The organism is Rhodococcus sp. NPDC057297 (assembly GCF_042667435.1).
Classification (GTDB): Bacteria; Actinomycetota; Actinomycetes; order Mycobacteriales; family Mycobacteriaceae; genus Rhodococcoides.
This window is the reverse complement of sequence record NZ_JBHUZE010000011.1, coordinates 136,270-151,929: the sequence shown is the minus strand read 5'-3', so window position 1 is coordinate 151,929 and position 15,660 is coordinate 136,270. Positions and strand designations below refer to the sequence as shown.

Below are 15,660 nucleotides of genomic sequence, written 5' to 3'. Positions count from 1 at the left end.
AAATGTATCCCGATATGCCTACGGTCCGACACATCCGAATCGCAGTAGCGGTCCGCATTCGTGCGCCTCACCCGTCGATTCCCAGCGCCCCGGTGGCCATTCCCCGCAGCAGTGGGCGCACGTTCTTGGATCGTGTGCGCCCCGCACTGTACGGAGTCGAGTTGATCAACCCGAAGACTGCGTGAGCTTGTGTACGAGCATCGATTTCGCTGAGCGCCTCGTCGTGGACCCTCAGTTGCGCAACCCACAGCTCCACGTACTCGCGCTGCATCCGACGCACCTTGCGCCGGGCTGCATCCGGGAGGTTCTGCAGGTCGCGGTCCTGGATTCGGATGAGGGCCGGAGATTCGAAGGCGAAGTCCAGATGAAATTCGATGAGGTCATTCAGGACCTCACGACCTGCAGGCTGACGGTTCGCTACTCGCCTTCCGCCCTCGAGCAGGTACTCCGAAATACCGACGAGCAGCTCCACGAGTACGGACTCCTTGTTGGGGAAGTGCCGGTAGACGGCCGGCCCACTGACCCCGACTGCTGCGCCGAGGTCTTCGAGTCGCACGGATGCGAAACCGCGGTCGGCGAACAGTTCGGCGGCCGCAGAAAGCAACTGCGCGCGCCGTTCTGCCTTACGGCGTTCACGTAGCGTTTCCGGTTTGGACTCGCTGACCACAGTCTGTTCCGTCACTGATTCCTCTCCCCCATCCTGGACAACTCGGTTAATCCTAGTTTACTATCATTCCAGTTATTTTTAGTTAACTGAAATCAATCGCTTCGCACGATCGGACCGAAGGCGCGCACCATATGGCACATGAACCGACCGCGAGCAGGGCAGAACACCAGCTCCTCACCGCCGAACTCGCCGAACGCCTGGCCGGCGCCGCGCTCGGCGGTAGCGAGAAGTCGAGAGAACGCCACGTTGCCCGAGGCAAGCTGCTCCCCCGCGACCGCGTGAACGAGCTGCTCGACCCGGGCAGCCCCTTCCTCGAGATCGCTCCGCTCGCAGCCAACGGCCTGTACGACGACGAATGCCCGGGCGCAGGGGTCATTGCGGGAATCGGCAGGGTGTCGGGGCGTGAGTGTGTCGTGATCGCCAACGACGCAACGGTCAAGGGCGGCACCTACTACCCGATGACGGTGAAGAAGCACTTGCGCGCTCAGGAGATTGCACTGCAGAACACGCTGCCGTGCGTTTATCTGGTCGATTCCGGCGGTGCGTTCCTTCCCCGCCAGGACGAGGTGTTTCCTGACCGCGACCACTTCGGCCGCATCTTCTTCAATCAGGCCACCATGAGCGCCAAAGGAATTGCGCAGATCGCTGCGGTGATGGGGTCGTGCACCGCCGGCGGCGCGTACGTTCCGGCCATGAGCGACGAGGCCGTCATCGTCAGGAATCAGGGAACCATTTTTCTCGGTGGTCCGCCCTTGGTGAAGGCTGCCACCGGAGAGATCGTCACGGCCGAGGAGCTCGGCGGCGGTGACGTGCATTCGAAGATCTCCGGCGTCACCGACCACCTGGCCGAGGACGATCGCGACGCCCTGGACCGAGTGCGGAAGATCGTCTCGACGCTCGGGCCTCGCACGCCGTGCCCGTGGGACGTCGCTCCGTCCCGTGAACCGATCGCAGACCAGCACGAGTTGTACGACGTGGTCCCCACCGACCCCCGAACTCCGTACGACGTGCGGGAAGTGATCACCCGAGTCGTCGACGCAGGTGAGTTCGACGAGTTCAAGGCCGAATACGGTAAGACACTCGTCACCGGCTTCGCGCACATCCACGGTCATCCCGTCGGTATCGTCGCCAACAACGGTGTTCTCTTTTCCGAGTCGGCAATGAAGGGCGCCCACTTCATCGAGCTCTGCGACAAGCGCAGCGTCCCACTTGTGTTCCTGCAGAACCTCTCCGGCTTCATGGTCGGGCGCGACTACGAGGCGGGTGGAATCGCCAAACACGGTGCCAAAATGGTGACTGCCGTCGCGTGTGCCCGCGTTCCGAAGTTGACCGTCGTGATCGGTGGATCGTACGGTGCAGGCAACTACTCGATGTGCGGGCGCGCCTACTCTCCCCGCTTCCTGTTCATGTGGCCCAACGCGCGCATTTCGGTCATGGGCGGCGAGCAGGCCGCGTCGGTGTTGGCGACCGTACGCAGCGACCAACTCGACGCGGCGGGCAAGCCCTGGTCGGAAGAAGATCAGGAGTCGTTCAAAGCGCCGATTCGCGCCCAGTACGAGACACAGGGCAACCCGTACTACTCGACGGCCAGGCTGTGGGACGACGGAATAATCGACCCGGCCGACACCAGAACTGTTCTCGGACTGGCATTGTCGGCGTGCGCCAACGCACCGCTCGAACCGGTCTCCTACGGCGTTTTCAGGATGTGAGACAAATGGTCGAAAGAATCGATACCGTACTGATCGCGAACCGCGGTGAGATCGCAGTCCGCGTGGCTCGAACCCTGCGCACGATGGGAATCACCTCCGTTGCTGTCTACAGCGATGCGGACGCAGGAGCTCGGCACGTCACCGAGGCCGATACCGCCGTACGCATCGGACCAGCTGCAGCGAAGGACAGTTATCTGTCGATCCGCAACGTGATCGAGGCAGCCGAACGCACAGGCGCCCAGGCGATTCATCCTGGCTACGGTTTCCTCTCCGAGAACGCGGAGTTCGCAGCCGCGTGCGCGGAGGCCGACATCGCATTCCTCGGGCCATCGGCCACGGCCATCGCCGCGATGGGCGACAAGATCACGGCAAAGGACGCCGTCACCGAGTTCGGGGTCCCAGTCGTTCCGGGCATCTCGCGGCCCGGGTTGACCGACGCCGATTTGATCTCCGGCGCCGACGAGATCGGCTTCCCGGTGCTGGTCAAACCGTCGGCAGGCGGAGGCGGAAAAGGAATGAGGCTGGTCGAACGAGCAGAAGATCTGCCGGCCGCCCTGGCCAGCGCGCGCCGTGAGGCTGCGTCGTCGTTCGGCGACGACACGCTGTTCCTCGAGCGGTTCGTCCTCCGGCCCAGACATATCGAGGTGCAAATTCTGGCGGACCAGTACGGCAACGTCGTTCATCTCGGGGAACGCGAGTGCAGCCTGCAACGCCGTCACCAGAAGGTGATCGAGGAAGCGCCGTCGCCACTACTCGACCCGCAGACCCGCGCCCGTATCGGCGAAGCGGCGTGCAACACGGCCCGCAGCGTCGACTACACCGGCGCAGGAACTGTCGAATTCATCGTCTCCGCAGACAGCCCCGACGAGTTCTTCTTCATGGAGATGAACACCCGCTTGCAGGTCGAGCACCCGGTCACGGAGATGGTGACCGGACTCGATCTCGTCGAATGGCAAGTTCGTATTGCTGCAGGTGAGGTACTGACTCTGCAGCAGAACGACATCGTTCTCACCGGTCACGCGATCGAGACCCGCGTGTACGCGGAGGATCCTGGCCGCGGCTTTCTTCCCACCGGTGGCACCGTCGTCGGGCTCCGTGAACCCGGTGGTGACGGGGTTCGGGTCGATTCCTCGCTCGCCGTCGGCACCGAGGTGGGAAGCGCCTACGACCCGATGGTGTCGAAGGTGATTGCGTACGGGCCCGATCGAGCTACCGCCCTGCGCACACTCGATCGTGCGTTGTCGGAGACGGCCGTACTGGGCGTCGTCACCAACATCGAGTTCGCCCGATTCCTGCTTGCCGACGACGACGTTCGAGCGGGCACGCTCGACACCGGTCTGTTGGACCGCCGACTGGAAGATTTCACTCCTGAGTCCGTGCCGGATCAGGCGCTGATCGCGGCTGCAGCCGTCTCCTGGCTCGAGACGTGGACCGGCGCCGGGTCCGACATCTGGTCGTCCCCGACCGGATGGCGGGTGGGCGAGCACGCGCCGTTCACTGTGCGATTGTCCACAGGCGAAGCGGCAGTGCACGTCTCGATCACCGGTGTTCCTGGATCGGCGAAGGTCGCCGTCGGCGATGGGCCATCCAGGCCCCTGCACGCCGAAGTACGAACGGACACCATCGTGACCGTCGTCGACGGGCACCGTGTGACTGCGCGATTCGCCCACGCCGAGAATGCGACCTGGATTTCAAGTTCACGCGGAACCTGGTCGATTTCGACGGTGTCCGAGCCGAGTGTTCGCGCCGAGGAAGCCCACTCGGACGACGCCGAGATCCTCAGCCCGATGCCCGGTTCGGTCATCGCAGTCGAGGTCATTGCCGGTGACGTCGTGACCGCAGGAACCGCCATCGTCGTCGTGGAGGCGATGAAGATGGAACACACCCTGACCACCCCGGTCGACGGAACCGTCGAACTCGCGGTGTCGGTCGGTGACCAGGTTCAGGTCGACCAAGTTCTCGCCCGCATCACTCCCAACGAAGATTCAGAGGTGCAATCGTGACCGACTACCTGTCGTCGTCGTCCTTGCCGGACGAGTATCGCCAACTCAGAGACTCGGTAGCCGATTTCGCGAAGACGGTCGTCGCGCCGGTGTCGGCGAAACACGACGAGCAGCACTCGTTTCCGTACGACGTCGTGGCGAAGATGGGCGACATGGGCTTGTTCGGGCTTCCGTTTCCCGAGCAGTACGGCGGCATGGGCGGCGACTACTTCGCGCTCTGCCTTGCCCTCGAGGAGCTCGGCAAGGTCGATCAGAGCGTCGCGATGACTCTCGAAGCAGGGGTGTCCCTCGGAGCGATGCCCGTGTTCCGATTCGGAAACGACGCGCAGAAACAACAGTGGTTGCCGAAATTGACCACGGGTAGGGCGCTGGCGGCCTTCGGTCTCACCGAGCCGGGAGCGGGCAGCGATGCCGGCGGCACCAAGACCACCGCGAAACGCGACGGCGGTGACTGGATCATCAACGGCAGCAAGCAGTTCATCACCAATTCGGGAACCGAGATCTCCGAGCTGGTGACGGTGACCGCGGTGACCGGGACCGACGAGGCGACAGGCAAGAAACGCATCTCGTCGATCCTCGTGCCGACCGACACTCCGGGATTCGTCGCCGAACCCGCCTACAACAAGGTCGGGTGGAACGCGTCGGACACACATCCGTTGAGCTTCACCGACGTCCGCGTACCCGAGGAGAACCTGCTCGGGGACGAGGGGCGCGGGTACGCGAACTTCCTGCAGATCCTCGATGAAGGCCGTATCGCCATCGCTGCCGTGTCCGTCGGTGCGGCACAGGGATGTGTCGACGAGAGCGTCAAGTATGCGAAGGAGCGCGAGGCCTTCGGCGCACCGATCGGACGCAATCAGGCGATTTCGTTCAAGATCGCGCGGATGGAAGCGCGTGCACACACCGCCCGTACCGCGTACTACGACGCCGCCGCACTGATGCTGGCAGGTAAACCGTTCAAGAAAGCAGCGTCGATCGCCAAGCTCGTCGCCTCCGAGGCTGCGATGGACAATGCCCGAGACGCGACGCAGATCCACGGTGGATACGGATTCATGAACGAGTACGTCGTGGCTCGGCATTATCGGGACAGCAAGATCCTCGAGATCGGCGAAGGAACGACCGAGGTCCAATTGATGTTGATCGCGCGGGGGCTGGGGCTGTGAGCGGGAGAACTATTCGGCAGCGAGGCCTGTGGTTCGAGGAAATGGAGGTCGGCGTCACCTACGAGCATCGGCCCGGCCGAACCGTCACCGAAGCGGACAACACGCTGTTCACGACCCAGACGATGAACACTCAGGCACTGCATCTCGACGCCGCGTACAGCGAGAGCACATCGTTCGGTGAGCGGTTGGTCAATTCGATGTTCACGGTGTCCACTGTCGTGGGCCTGTCCGTCGCACAGCTGACCCAAGGCACCATCGTGGCAAATCTCGGATTCTCCGAGGTGACGTTCCCCAAGCCGCTGTTCCACGGTGACACGCTGTACGCCGAGACTTCGATCTCGGACAAGCGTGAGTCCAAGAGCCGGCCCGGCGAGGGCATCGTCACGTTCACGCATACCGGGCGAAACCAGCACGGCGACGTCGTCGTGGTCGCTGTCCGCAAGACACTGGTTCGGATGAAGCCGGCCACGGACTCACTCTCGGAGGATCGTTCATGAACTGGGTGCCGCCCGGTCCGGCCTGGTTGTTCTGCCCAGCGGATCGACCGGAACGGTTCGAGAAAGCGGCTGCGCGCGCAGACGTCGTCATCCTGGACCTCGAGGACGGCGTTGCACCGGCGGACAAGGCTGCGGCACGCGAAGCACTGGTTGCCGCCCCACTCGACCCGGCCAGGACGATCGTCAGAGTCAACGCGCACGGCACCGACGACTGCACTGCGGATCTCACAGCACTGGACAGAACCGACTACACCCACGTGATGCTGCCCAAATGCGAGAGTCCGCAGGACGTAGCGGCCTTGGCTCCCCGCGATGTGATCGCGTTGTTCGAGTCACCCACCGGCGCCGTCGAATGCCACCGTGCGCTGGGCGCCGAGAACGCTGTCGGTGCGATGTGGGGAGCCGAGGACCTCATCGCTGCTCTGGGCGGCAGCTCCAGCCGGTTACCGGACCGGTCGTATCGAACTGTGGCGCAGCATGTCCGGTCGCAGGTTCTACTCGCCGCGAAGGCGCGCGGCTTGTTCGCGCTCGACTCGGTGTATCTGGACATCCCCGATCTCGACGGTCTGCGTGAGGAGGCGGACGACGCCGTTGCGGTGGGTTTCGACGGCAAGGTCGCCATCCATCCCAGTCACGTCCCGGTGATTCGCAGCGCCTTCGCGCCGACGGACGACGAGATCGACTGGGCAGAGCGAGTTCTGGGCGCCGTACAGTCGAACCGCGGTGTGTTCAGCCTGGACGGCAAGATGGTCGACGCGCCAGTGCTCACCCATGCTCGACGAATCCTGGCGCGTCGTTCTCCGTTCTCGTAGCGACGGCGCGTAGAAGAGCAGGGGTAGACGATTGCCCGACGGGGTAAAGACTGTCGGTGCCGGAACTACCCGAAGTCGAGAACGCCAGACAGGTCGTCGAGAAGGCGCTCGGTCGCGTCATCGTGGAGGTCGACGACGCCGATACGTTCGAGTGCCGACCCCATCCCCCAGGCGAGATCGCGCAAGCGCTCACCGGCGGTGTGCTTACCGAAGCGTGTCGCCGCGGCAAAGCGATGTGGTGCGAGACCGAACTCGCCGACGGTTCGGAGGGCCCGACCCTCGGAATACACCTCGGCATGGGCGGGCGCATCATCGTCACAGCACCGGACGGTGAGCAAACGTCCCGGTACGGCGGCGGCGATCCCCATGTGGGCGAACGTGACACCGACAAACCCGAGTGGACTCGGTTCGCGATCACCTTCGACGACGGCGGCCAGCTCCGTCTGTTCGACAAGCGCCGGCTCGGCCGCGTACGGCTCGAACCCGACATCGACGCGCTCGGTCCGGATGCCGCCGAGATAACCCGCGACGACTTTCGGCACCGCATCGGGATGAGCGCAGCACCGCTCAAAGCCCGCTTACTGGATCAGGCTGCGGTATCGGGGATCGGTAATCTTCTCGCCGACGAGGTCCTGTGGCAGAGCGAGATCTCACCGTCACGCCGCGCCAAGACCCTGACGACCGACGAGCTCGACGAACTCCGGGTGGTTCTGCGCCGTGCGATCAGGTCCGCTATAAAGAAAGGCGGAGTACACACCGGTGAGATCATCCCGTTCCGCAAGAAGGATGCGACGTGTCCTCGCTGCGGCGCACCGATGTCTCGCGGAACCGTCGGCGGCCGTACGACGTGGTGGTGCTCCCGCGAGCAGCGGTGACAAACTGATCATCGTCCCCACGCAGTCGAGTCGACGCTCAGCCCCGCCCCATGTACGGCATCCGGTTCGCCATGATCGTCATCGTCGGGACGTTCACGTCCAACGGCAGATCCACGAGATGCACGACGGTGTCGGCGACGTGCACCGAATCGAATGTCGGTTCCGGGCGGGTGGTTCCGTCTGCTTGCCGCGCTGCGTGTGCGATCCCCGCGGTCATGTCGGTCGCGGCATTTCCGATGTCGATCTGGCTGCAGCAGATGTCGAAGTCACGACCGTCGAGCGCGATCGATTTGGTCAGCCCGGACACGCCGTGCTTCGTTGCGGTGTAAGCGACGCTTTCGGGGCGCGGTGTGTGTGCCGAAATCGAGCCGTTGTTGATGATCCGGCCACCTCGCGGGTCCTGGACCTTCATGATGCGCACGGCTTCGCGCGCGCAGAGGAACGCCCCGGTGAGGTTCGTGGCGACGGTATGAGACCACGCTGCGGGATCGACCTCGTCGATGCTGCCGGGCGGCCCGAAGGTACCTGCGTTGTTCACGAGGACGTCCAGTCTTCCGAAGTCCGTGAACACGCCCTGGAACAAGCGATGGACTGAATCCGGAACGGACACATCGCATTCGCGAACGTCGGCGCGGTCGTGTCCTTCGGCCACCTCGTCGAGAGTCGCTCGCGTCCTGCCCACCAGCACCACCCGATGACCGACGCCGAGCAAGGCGGTTGCCATGGCTCGCCCCAGCCCGGATCCAGCGCCGGTCACGACGATCACACGTGGCACACGTCCCACTTCGGTCACCATCAGACCATTCCATCACGCCGGACCGGCGGCGTGAGCGTCCTAGGAAGAAACGCAACCCCTCGCTCACACCGCGCGCGGTCGGGGCTCCTTCGGTCGTGCCTGCATGTATGTCCCGGGCGAAACACCGACGAGTTCGGTGAACTCCCGGGTGAAGTGAGCTTGGTCGAACCAGCCGTACCGAGCTGCCAGGTCAGCCAGAGACCCTGCATAGCCGTTGTCCAGATCCGTCACCGCGTCGTGAATGCGGTAGCGCGCGAGGACCCACTTGGGCGGCGCGCCGACAAGTCTTTCGAACAATCGCTGCAGCCGCCGCGCTGCGATTCCGCACCGCTCTTCGACCTGCTGCACTCTGATCAGCTCTCGGTCGTGCAGCATCACCTCGACGACGTCGAGGACTGTCGAGTAATCCGGTTCGACGTCCCGAACGTAAGGGCGAAGCACGGCGTCCATATGCGATCGACACTCGTCCGGTGCGAGATGAGCACCCAGAGTCGCCAACGACTCGACGGTGGCCGGCAAGAACGCGATGGGAGGCGCGACTGGTACGTCGCGCAGCTCTCGGGCACGAGTGCCGGTGAACGCCGCGAATCCTCCCGGGCGAAACTTGGCACCGAACACCCATCCGGAACCGGCCAGCCGTACGTCGAATCTCCTGGTGAGTACTCCTGTGACGACAACGGAATCAGTGACTCCCTCACGCACATGCCCGCGTTCGACGCTCAGGGTGCATGCCGGGTGTGGAAGCGTCGAGCTCCGGAACGACGTTCCCGACGGCAGATCCCAGCGCAACAGCCAATAGTTCTCGATGTATGGAGACAGGGGCGCCGAGCAGGGCAGCCGGGCAAGTTCGACGTGGCGCGCGAGTTCAGCGGGTCGCAGAACACCCGCAGTCGTCGCTGTCGCATTTTTCCTATCCGCCACAGGGAGCAGTCTAGGAGGCTGTGACGACACCGTTCGTCAGGAGAGAACATGAACCCCACGCCCGTAGCAACACTGAAGATGGTCACCCTGGACTGCACTGACCCCGAGGCAAGTGCGAAATTCTGGTCGTCCCTGCTCGGATGGGACGTGGTGCACGCCGAGAGGGACTACGCGATGGTGGCCGGACCCAGTAACGCGTTGGGGTTCGGGCGTGTCGAGGACTACGAGCCTCCGCAGTGGCCCAACCAGCACGGCAGCAAACAGTTCCACTTCGATCTCGCCGTTGCCGATTTGGACGAGGCAGCGAGCGCGGCCGTCGAACTCGGCGCGACCCTGCCCGACGAACAACCGGGAAACACCTGGCGCGTGCTGCTCGACCCGTCCGGCCATCCGTTCTGTCTGACGAATGCCGACAGCTGGGGATGATCCGTTCGGCCAGCCACGCGTCGGCTGCTATCGGACCACCTCGTTGGTTTGCCCGCCGCATCCGCTCGAGGTGCTGAGGAACTAGCCGAAGGTCGCCGTGACACGTCCGATTCCGGCGATCTCCGCGGTGTACGTCGACCCGGGGTTCACCGTGACGACAGGACCGAGCGAGCCGGTGAGAATCACGTCGCCTGACCGGAGTCGCGATCCGTGCTCGAGGCTGGTTCTCGCGATCCACGACAACGCACTCCACGGGCTTTCGAATGCGTCCCATCCGTATTCACCGAAGACTCGCTCGCCGTCTTCCGTCATGACCACCGCGGTGTCGACAAGACCGTTCGTGTCGACCGGACGCACTGCATCTCCGAGGACGTACAGCCCGGACGACGCATTGTCTGCAATGCTGTCGGCGACACTGATGTCCCAGCTCGCAATTCGGCTGTCCAGGATCTCGAAGGACGCGCACACCTGCGAGACGAATTGCGGTGCTTGCGTTGCGGAGACCGGTTCCGATATGTCTGCAGAGAGAACGAGTGCGATCTCAGGTTCGATCCGCGGCTGCATCAAACGCCCGAGGTCGATCACCGCATCGGCACTGACGTCGAAGTCGTCGAGCAGGACACCGAAGTCGGGCTGATCCACACCGAATTGCGTCTGAACTGCGCGCGACGTCAGGCCGATTTTACGTCCCGCTACTGTTCGACCCGCCGTCAAGCGCGCACCGATGTTTCGAGCCTGCACCCTGTAGGCCGCATCGAGGTCAGCACTACCGATCAGGTCGCGCACCGGCGCGCACGGGGTACGGGTCGCCCCTGCCGACGAGAGCCTGTCGGCAGCTTCACTGATCACGTTCTGTTCCACGATAGTCATGAATCGAACCTAGTAGCCGTAATCATCGATACGTAGGGTTCGATCCGCTCAACGGGACGAAAACATCTGTGCACCGGTTGTTCTCGAAACTCCATCGCAAGCGATCGATCGTGCTCCGGCCGTCAGACCTGAATCGTGTTCGACTTTTCGATCTTCGAACTGTCCAGTTCGATGCCGAATCCTGATCGTCGGGGAATGTCCACACTCCCGCCGATCGCCACCGGTGGATCGATCTCGAAGAAATGCCGTAGCGGAACAATATTGACCAGATATTCGACCTTCGGGCACACGATAGGCGACTGACTGGCAGCCACATGCAATGCCGCGTGAATGTTGTGGCCGTGCGCAATCATCGGAATGGCATGAAGCTCTGCCATTGCGCAAATCCGAACGAGCTCGGTGACACCCCCACACCATTCCGGATCCGACTGCACCACAGCGAGAATCCCATCGTTCAGATAGGGCACCAGATCGTTTCGATCGTACAAATGCTCACCCGCAGCCAGGGGTACCGAGGTTGCCCTGTGCAGTTCCGCATATGCGGCGAAGTGGCTCGGCAGGAACGGTTCCTCGAGCCAGGTTGGATGCAAGTCGTCGACTCGGCGTGTCCACGCCTTGGCGTAGGCCAGGTCCCATCCGCGGAACACGTCGAACATCATGTCCGCCTCGTCGCCGATCGAACGCCTCACCGAGCGGGCTACGTCGACGTTTCTACGCAGACCTTGCTCACCGTCGGACGGGCCGTCACCCAGGAACCATTTCTGGCCTTCGAACCCCTCCCCCTTGGCCCACCTGACCTGCTCCACGACCGAGTCCTCGTCCAGAGGGGTGCCCAGCATGCTGGCGTAGGCCGGAATGGATTCGCGCGCGGAACCACCGAGCAATTGCCAGACCGGCGCGTCGAACACCCTGCCGCGCAGATCCCACAGAGCGTTGTCGACGGCGCTCATCGCCATCTTGAAATGTCCATGGCGCGCGTGCCGGTCCACTCGATCCAGCGCGTCCCATGTGACGGTGACCGCCAGCGCGTCACGCCCGATAAGGCGTGGACCTATCTGCGCAATCAGCGGTGCCACGACTTCCGCATCGATCGGTCCGTAGATTCCTTCGACTCCTGCATCGGTGCCTATTCGAAGGTATCGGGCTGTCATCGAACCACCTGCACCGAACGGATTTTTCGGAAAGGTACGGAATTCAGGATAGATCCGGGCGGCATTGACCTGCGCCGGCCATCGACGATCCGGGTCGGCCGGAGACGGTCCGGTGACCTCGACGATCTGGACACTCGTAATCACGATCTTCTTCAACACAATCTCCGTTGACTTCTATTGTTTCGAACGCGCTTTTCGACCCTAGTGGAACTGAATCGGGGTACCACCGAATCTTTACCGCCCGTGTTCGACGGCCATCCTCAGCTCGGTGAAAGCAGGGCAGTCGGCGCCGCGTCAGGGCCGTCGACTAGTTCCTCGAATTCATTGATCGCATCGATGTCGTTCCCCATAGCGATGTTGGTGACGCGTTCGAGGATGATTTCCACGACGACCGGGACTTTGTGTTCCGAGGCGAGGGTTCGGGCACGGCGGAGTGCGTCGCCGATCAGTTCGGGTTCGGTCACGCGCAGTGCTGTGCATCCCAGTCCTTCTGCGACACGGACGTGGTCGACGCCGTATCCCTTGGGCAGGGTCTCCTCGGTTTCTTGGGTGTTGATGTTGTCGAATCCGAGTTGGACGCAGAAGTCCATGTCGAAGGCGCGTTGGGCCTGGCGGATCAGCCCGAGGTAGGAGTTGTTGACGACGACGTGCACGTAGGGGAGGTTGAACTGCGCTCCGACGGCGAGTTCTTCGATCATGAACTGGAAGTCGTAGTCACCGGAGAGGGCAACGACGTCGACGCTCGGGTCGGCGGCGACGGCACCGAGGGCGGCCGGGATGGTCCAGCCCAGCGGGCCGGCTTGCCCGCAGTTGATCCAGTTGCGTGGGGAGTAGACGTGCAGAAACTGTCCGCCCGCGATCTGGGAGAGTCCGATGGTGCTGATGTATCGGGTGTCTCGGCCGAAGACCTTGTTCATCTCCTCGTACACGCGTTGCGGTTTGATCGGCACGTTGTCGAAGTGGGTGCGTCGGTGCATGGTGGCTTTGCGGTGGGCACATGCTGCGACCCAGTCACCGAGATCGCGCAGTGTTCCTGCTGCCGTGCGTTCCCGGGCGACCGCGATGAACTGCTCGAGGGCTGCTTTGGCGTCGGAGATGATGCCGTAGTCGGGTGCGAAGACGCGTCCGATCTGGGTGGGTTCGATGTCGACGTGGACGAACGTGCGGCCTTTGCGGTAGGTGTCGAGGCCCCCGGTGTGCCGGTTGGCCCAACGATTGCCGATGCCCAGCACGAAGTCCGAGGCCAGTAGTGTGGCGTTTCCGTAGCGGTGTGCGGTCTGCAGTCCCACCATGCCCGCGGCGAGGCGGTGGTCGTCGGGAATGGTGCCCCATCCCATCAGGGTCGGGATCACGGGGACGTCGAGGAGTTCGGCGAGTTCGACGAGGAGGTCGGAGGCGTCGGCGTTGATGATGCCGCCGCCGGCGACGATCAACGGCCGCTCGGCGGCGAGGAGCATGTCGATCGCCTTCTCGGCCTGCGCCCGCGAGCACCGGGGCTTGTGCACCGGCAGAGACTGGTAGGTATCGGGGTCGAAGTCGATGTCGGCGAGCTGGACGTCGATGGGCAGATCGATCAGGACCGGTCCAGGTCGGCCGGATCGCATCAGGTGGAATGCCTGAGCGAACGCGCCCGGTACCTGCGCCGGTTCGAGGACGGTCATCGCCATCTTGGTGACGGGCCCGGCGATCGCGGCGATGTCGACGGCTTGGAAGTCCTCCTTGTGCAGCCGTGCGACGGGAGCTTGGCCGGTGATGGCCAGGATCGGGATGGAATCGGCCATCGCGGAGTACAGGCCGGTGATCATGTCGGTGCCGGCCGGGCCGGAGGTGCCGATGCAGATTCCGATGTTGCCCGCGGCGGCGCGGGTGAACCCTTCGGCCATGTGGGAGGCGCCTTCGACGTGGCGGGCGAGGACGTGGCGGATGCCGCCGTGCTCCCGCATCGCGGCGTAGAAGGGGTTGATCGCTGCGCCGGGCAGACCGAACGCGGTGGTGGCGCCTTCGAGTTCGAGAATCTTCACGGCTGCATCGGCCGCGCGCATCTTGGGCATGTCAGTGCACCGTGGTTTCTGTGTCGAGGGTTCCGGACAGGCGAGCGACCCCGCGGTAGAGAGCCGAGTGATCCATCCCGCCGTCGCCGTTGGCGCGGGCCGATGCCATCAGCTGGGCCAGGACTGCGCCCATCGGCACGGCGATGCCTGCTTCGCGGGCAGCGGAGGTGACGATGCCGAGGTCCTTGTGGTGCAGGTCGATTCGGAATCCCGGTTCGAACGATCTGTCGAGCATCTTCTGTGCCTTCTGGTTCAGCACTGCTGACCCGGCGAGGCCTACGCCGAGTACCTCGACCGATGCCGCGAGGTCCACTCCGTAGGCTTCGAGGAATGCGATGGCCTCGGCGAGGACCTGGATGTTGCCGGCGACGATCAACTGATTGGCGGCTTTGACGGTCTGCCCCGACCCACTGGGGCCGACGTGAACCACTGTTTTTCCGACCACGTCGAGTATCGGCTCGGCGGAGGCGAAGTCCTCTGCGCTGCCGCCGACCATGATCGACAGTGTGGCGTTCTCGGCGCCTGCCTGGCCTCCGGAGACGGGTGCGTCGATCAGCCGGAATCCGCGGGTGGAGGCTTCCTCGGCGAGTGAGGCGGTCACGTCCGGGCGGATGCTCGAGAAGTCGATGACGAGGGTGCCGCGGCGGGCATGGTCGAACACGCCGTCCTCACCGAGCAGCACCTGGTGCACGTCGGGGGAATCGGGGACCATGACCGCCACGATGTCGGCGTCGGCGACGGCCTTCGCGATGGAGTCCGCGGCGATGCCACCGGCAGCCACGAGACGTTCTGTCGCACCGACCGACCTGTTGTAGCCGACGACTGTGTGTCCGGCCTCGGCGAGATGAACGGACATGGGGCTTCCCATGATCCCGAGACCGATGAAAGCGATTGTGCTCATGGAGAATCCTTACGTGGAAGTGGAGACAGTCAGCCAGGAGAACGTGTCGGGGCGAGTCGCCTTGTACTCGAGACCGATACGACCCTCGTAACCCAAGCGCTCGAGGTGGGCGAGGTGGCGAGCCACATCGATTGTTCCGGTGCCTGGTTCTCCACGGCCGGGCGCATCGGCGATCTGAACGTGACCGATCACGTCGGTGTGATTGTCGAGTGCAGCCGTGATGTCGTCCCCGTTGACGTCGAGGTGATACAGATCCGCCAGCAGACGAAGACTGTGTACGTCGTGGTCGCGCTCGACACGACGAATGACGGCCACGGCGTCGTCGGCGGTCAGAAGCGGATATGCCGGTGCACCGCTGACCGGCTCGATCAACACGACCGCGCCGATCCCGGCGGCAGCGGCCCCGGCGGCAGCCAGATTCTCGGCCGCGACACGATCCTGCTCGGCGGGATCGGTGCCGTCGATTCGGTTTCCGTACAACGCATTGAACGCGCCGGTCCCGAGCGTCTTCCCGATGCCGACAGTGACGTCGATGTTGTCACGGAAGGCACGAACCTGCGCGGGGTCGCTCAGAATTCCGCGGTCGCCCGCAGGCATGTCACCCGCGGCGAAGTTCAATCCGGTCAACCGAACGCCTGCATCCCGGACCGCGGAGACGAACGCGTCCACATCACGGTCGCCGGGAACCGGAGTCGGAAACGGCCACCAGAACTCCACGGCGTCGAACCCCGCCGCCTTCGCAGCAGCCGGTCGCTCCAGCAGCGGAACGTCGGTGAACAGGATGGAGCAGTTGACGGAACACGATGACAGAATCAGGG

General features: G+C 63.8%; 15 protein-coding genes. 7 read left to right on the top strand and 8 right to left on the bottom strand.

The window, feature by feature from the left end:
• Positions 1 to 67 precede the first annotated feature (67 nt).
• Complete coding sequence (locus tag ACFULT_RS25140; RefSeq protein ID WP_378482840.1) at positions 68 to 682, bottom strand: TetR/AcrR family transcriptional regulator; 615 nt, start codon at positions 680 to 682, stop codon at positions 68 to 70.
• 116 nt (positions 683 to 798) lie between these two features.
• Here ACFULT_RS25140 and ACFULT_RS25135 point away from each other — a divergent pair, with 116 nt between their 5' ends.
• From ACFULT_RS25135 to ACFULT_RS25110, 6 genes are read left to right on the top strand one after another with little or no spacing between them, the layout of a single operon-like run.
• Positions 799 to 2,376, top strand: coding sequence for a carboxyl transferase domain-containing protein (locus ACFULT_RS25135; RefSeq protein ID WP_094720336.1), 1,578 nt, complete (start codon positions 799 to 801; stop codon positions 2,374 to 2,376).
• Between the two features lie 5 nt (positions 2,377 to 2,381).
• Positions 2,382 to 4,379, top strand: coding sequence for an acetyl/propionyl/methylcrotonyl-CoA carboxylase subunit alpha (locus ACFULT_RS25130; RefSeq protein WP_094720335.1), 1,998 nt, complete (start codon positions 2,382 to 2,384; stop codon positions 4,377 to 4,379).
• On the top strand, positions 4,376 to 5,542 hold the full coding sequence (locus ACFULT_RS25125) for an acyl-CoA dehydrogenase family protein (protein ID WP_037112635.1): 1,167 nt from the start codon (positions 4,376 to 4,378) through the stop codon (positions 5,540 to 5,542). The genes ACFULT_RS25130 and ACFULT_RS25125 overlap by 4 nt, the downstream gene beginning before the upstream one ends.
• A complete protein-coding gene (locus tag ACFULT_RS25120; RefSeq protein WP_369597563.1) occupies positions 5,539 to 6,039 on the top strand; it encodes a MaoC family dehydratase in 501 nt (166 codons plus the stop codon). The genes ACFULT_RS25125 and ACFULT_RS25120 overlap by 4 nt, the downstream gene beginning before the upstream one ends.
• A complete protein-coding gene (locus ACFULT_RS25115; protein WP_037112639.1) occupies positions 6,036 to 6,851 on the top strand; it encodes a CoA ester lyase in 816 nt (271 codons plus the stop codon). Before ACFULT_RS25120 ends, ACFULT_RS25115 begins: the two co-directional genes overlap by 4 nt.
• 56 nt (positions 6,852 to 6,907) lie before the next feature.
• Positions 6,908 to 7,726, top strand: a complete 819-nt coding sequence (locus tag ACFULT_RS25110; RefSeq protein WP_378482839.1) for an Fpg/Nei family DNA glycosylase — start codon at positions 6,908 to 6,910, stop codon at positions 7,724 to 7,726.
• Between the two features lie 37 nt (positions 7,727 to 7,763).
• Here ACFULT_RS25110 and ACFULT_RS25105 read toward each other — a convergent pair whose 3' ends face one another.
• Together ACFULT_RS25105 and ACFULT_RS25100 are read right to left on the bottom strand one after the other, a co-directional pair.
• Positions 7,764 to 8,522 (bottom strand): SDR family oxidoreductase, encoded by a 759-nt coding sequence (locus ACFULT_RS25105; protein WP_037112641.1) that lies wholly within the window; start codon positions 8,520 to 8,522, stop codon positions 7,764 to 7,766.
• A 63-nt stretch (positions 8,523 to 8,585) separates the two neighbouring features.
• Entirely contained in the window at positions 8,586 to 9,443 is an 858-nt protein-coding gene (locus ACFULT_RS25100; RefSeq protein WP_241483901.1) for a helix-turn-helix transcriptional regulator, read from the bottom strand.
• A 48-nt stretch (positions 9,444 to 9,491) separates the two neighbouring features.
• Between ACFULT_RS25100 and ACFULT_RS25095 the strand changes: the two genes are divergently transcribed.
• On the top strand, positions 9,492 to 9,869 hold the full coding sequence (locus ACFULT_RS25095; protein ID WP_037112643.1) for a VOC family protein: 378 nt from the start codon (positions 9,492 to 9,494) through the stop codon (positions 9,867 to 9,869).
• Between the two features lie 81 nt (positions 9,870 to 9,950).
• On the opposite strand, the gene ACFULT_RS25090 is transcribed toward ACFULT_RS25095, so the two are convergent.
• The 5 genes from ACFULT_RS25090 to ACFULT_RS25070 all read right to left on the bottom strand — a co-directional run bounded on the left by ACFULT_RS25090 (position 9,951) and on the right by ACFULT_RS25070 (position 15,658).
• Positions 9,951 to 10,739 carry a 2-keto-4-pentenoate hydratase gene (locus ACFULT_RS25090; RefSeq protein ID WP_094720331.1) on the bottom strand — a complete coding sequence of 263 codons (789 nt, stop codon included), beginning with the start codon at positions 10,737 to 10,739 and terminating at the stop codon, positions 9,951 to 9,953.
• A gap of 122 nt (positions 10,740 to 10,861) precedes the next feature.
• Positions 10,862 to 12,046, bottom strand: coding sequence for an enolase C-terminal domain-like protein (locus ACFULT_RS25085; protein ID WP_378482838.1), 1,185 nt, complete (start codon positions 12,044 to 12,046; stop codon positions 10,862 to 10,864).
• Positions 12,047 to 12,150: 104 nt separating this feature from the next.
• The gene (gene gcl / locus ACFULT_RS25080; RefSeq protein ID WP_378482837.1) at positions 12,151 to 13,941 is read right to left on the bottom strand and encodes a glyoxylate carboligase; all 1,791 of its coding nucleotides are present in this window, start codon (positions 13,939 to 13,941) and stop codon (positions 12,151 to 12,153) included.
• A gap of 1 nt (position 13,942) precedes the next feature.
• Positions 13,943 to 14,842: a 2-hydroxy-3-oxopropionate reductase gene (locus ACFULT_RS25075; protein WP_378482836.1), complete on the bottom strand. Its 900-nt coding sequence runs from the start codon at positions 14,840 to 14,842 to the stop codon at positions 13,943 to 13,945.
• A 9-nt stretch (positions 14,843 to 14,851) separates the two neighbouring features.
• The gene (locus ACFULT_RS25070) at positions 14,852 to 15,658 is read right to left on the bottom strand and encodes a hydroxypyruvate isomerase family protein (protein WP_378482859.1); all 807 of its coding nucleotides are present in this window, start codon (positions 15,656 to 15,658) and stop codon (positions 14,852 to 14,854) included.
• Positions 15,659 to 15,660: the final 2 nt, after the last annotated feature.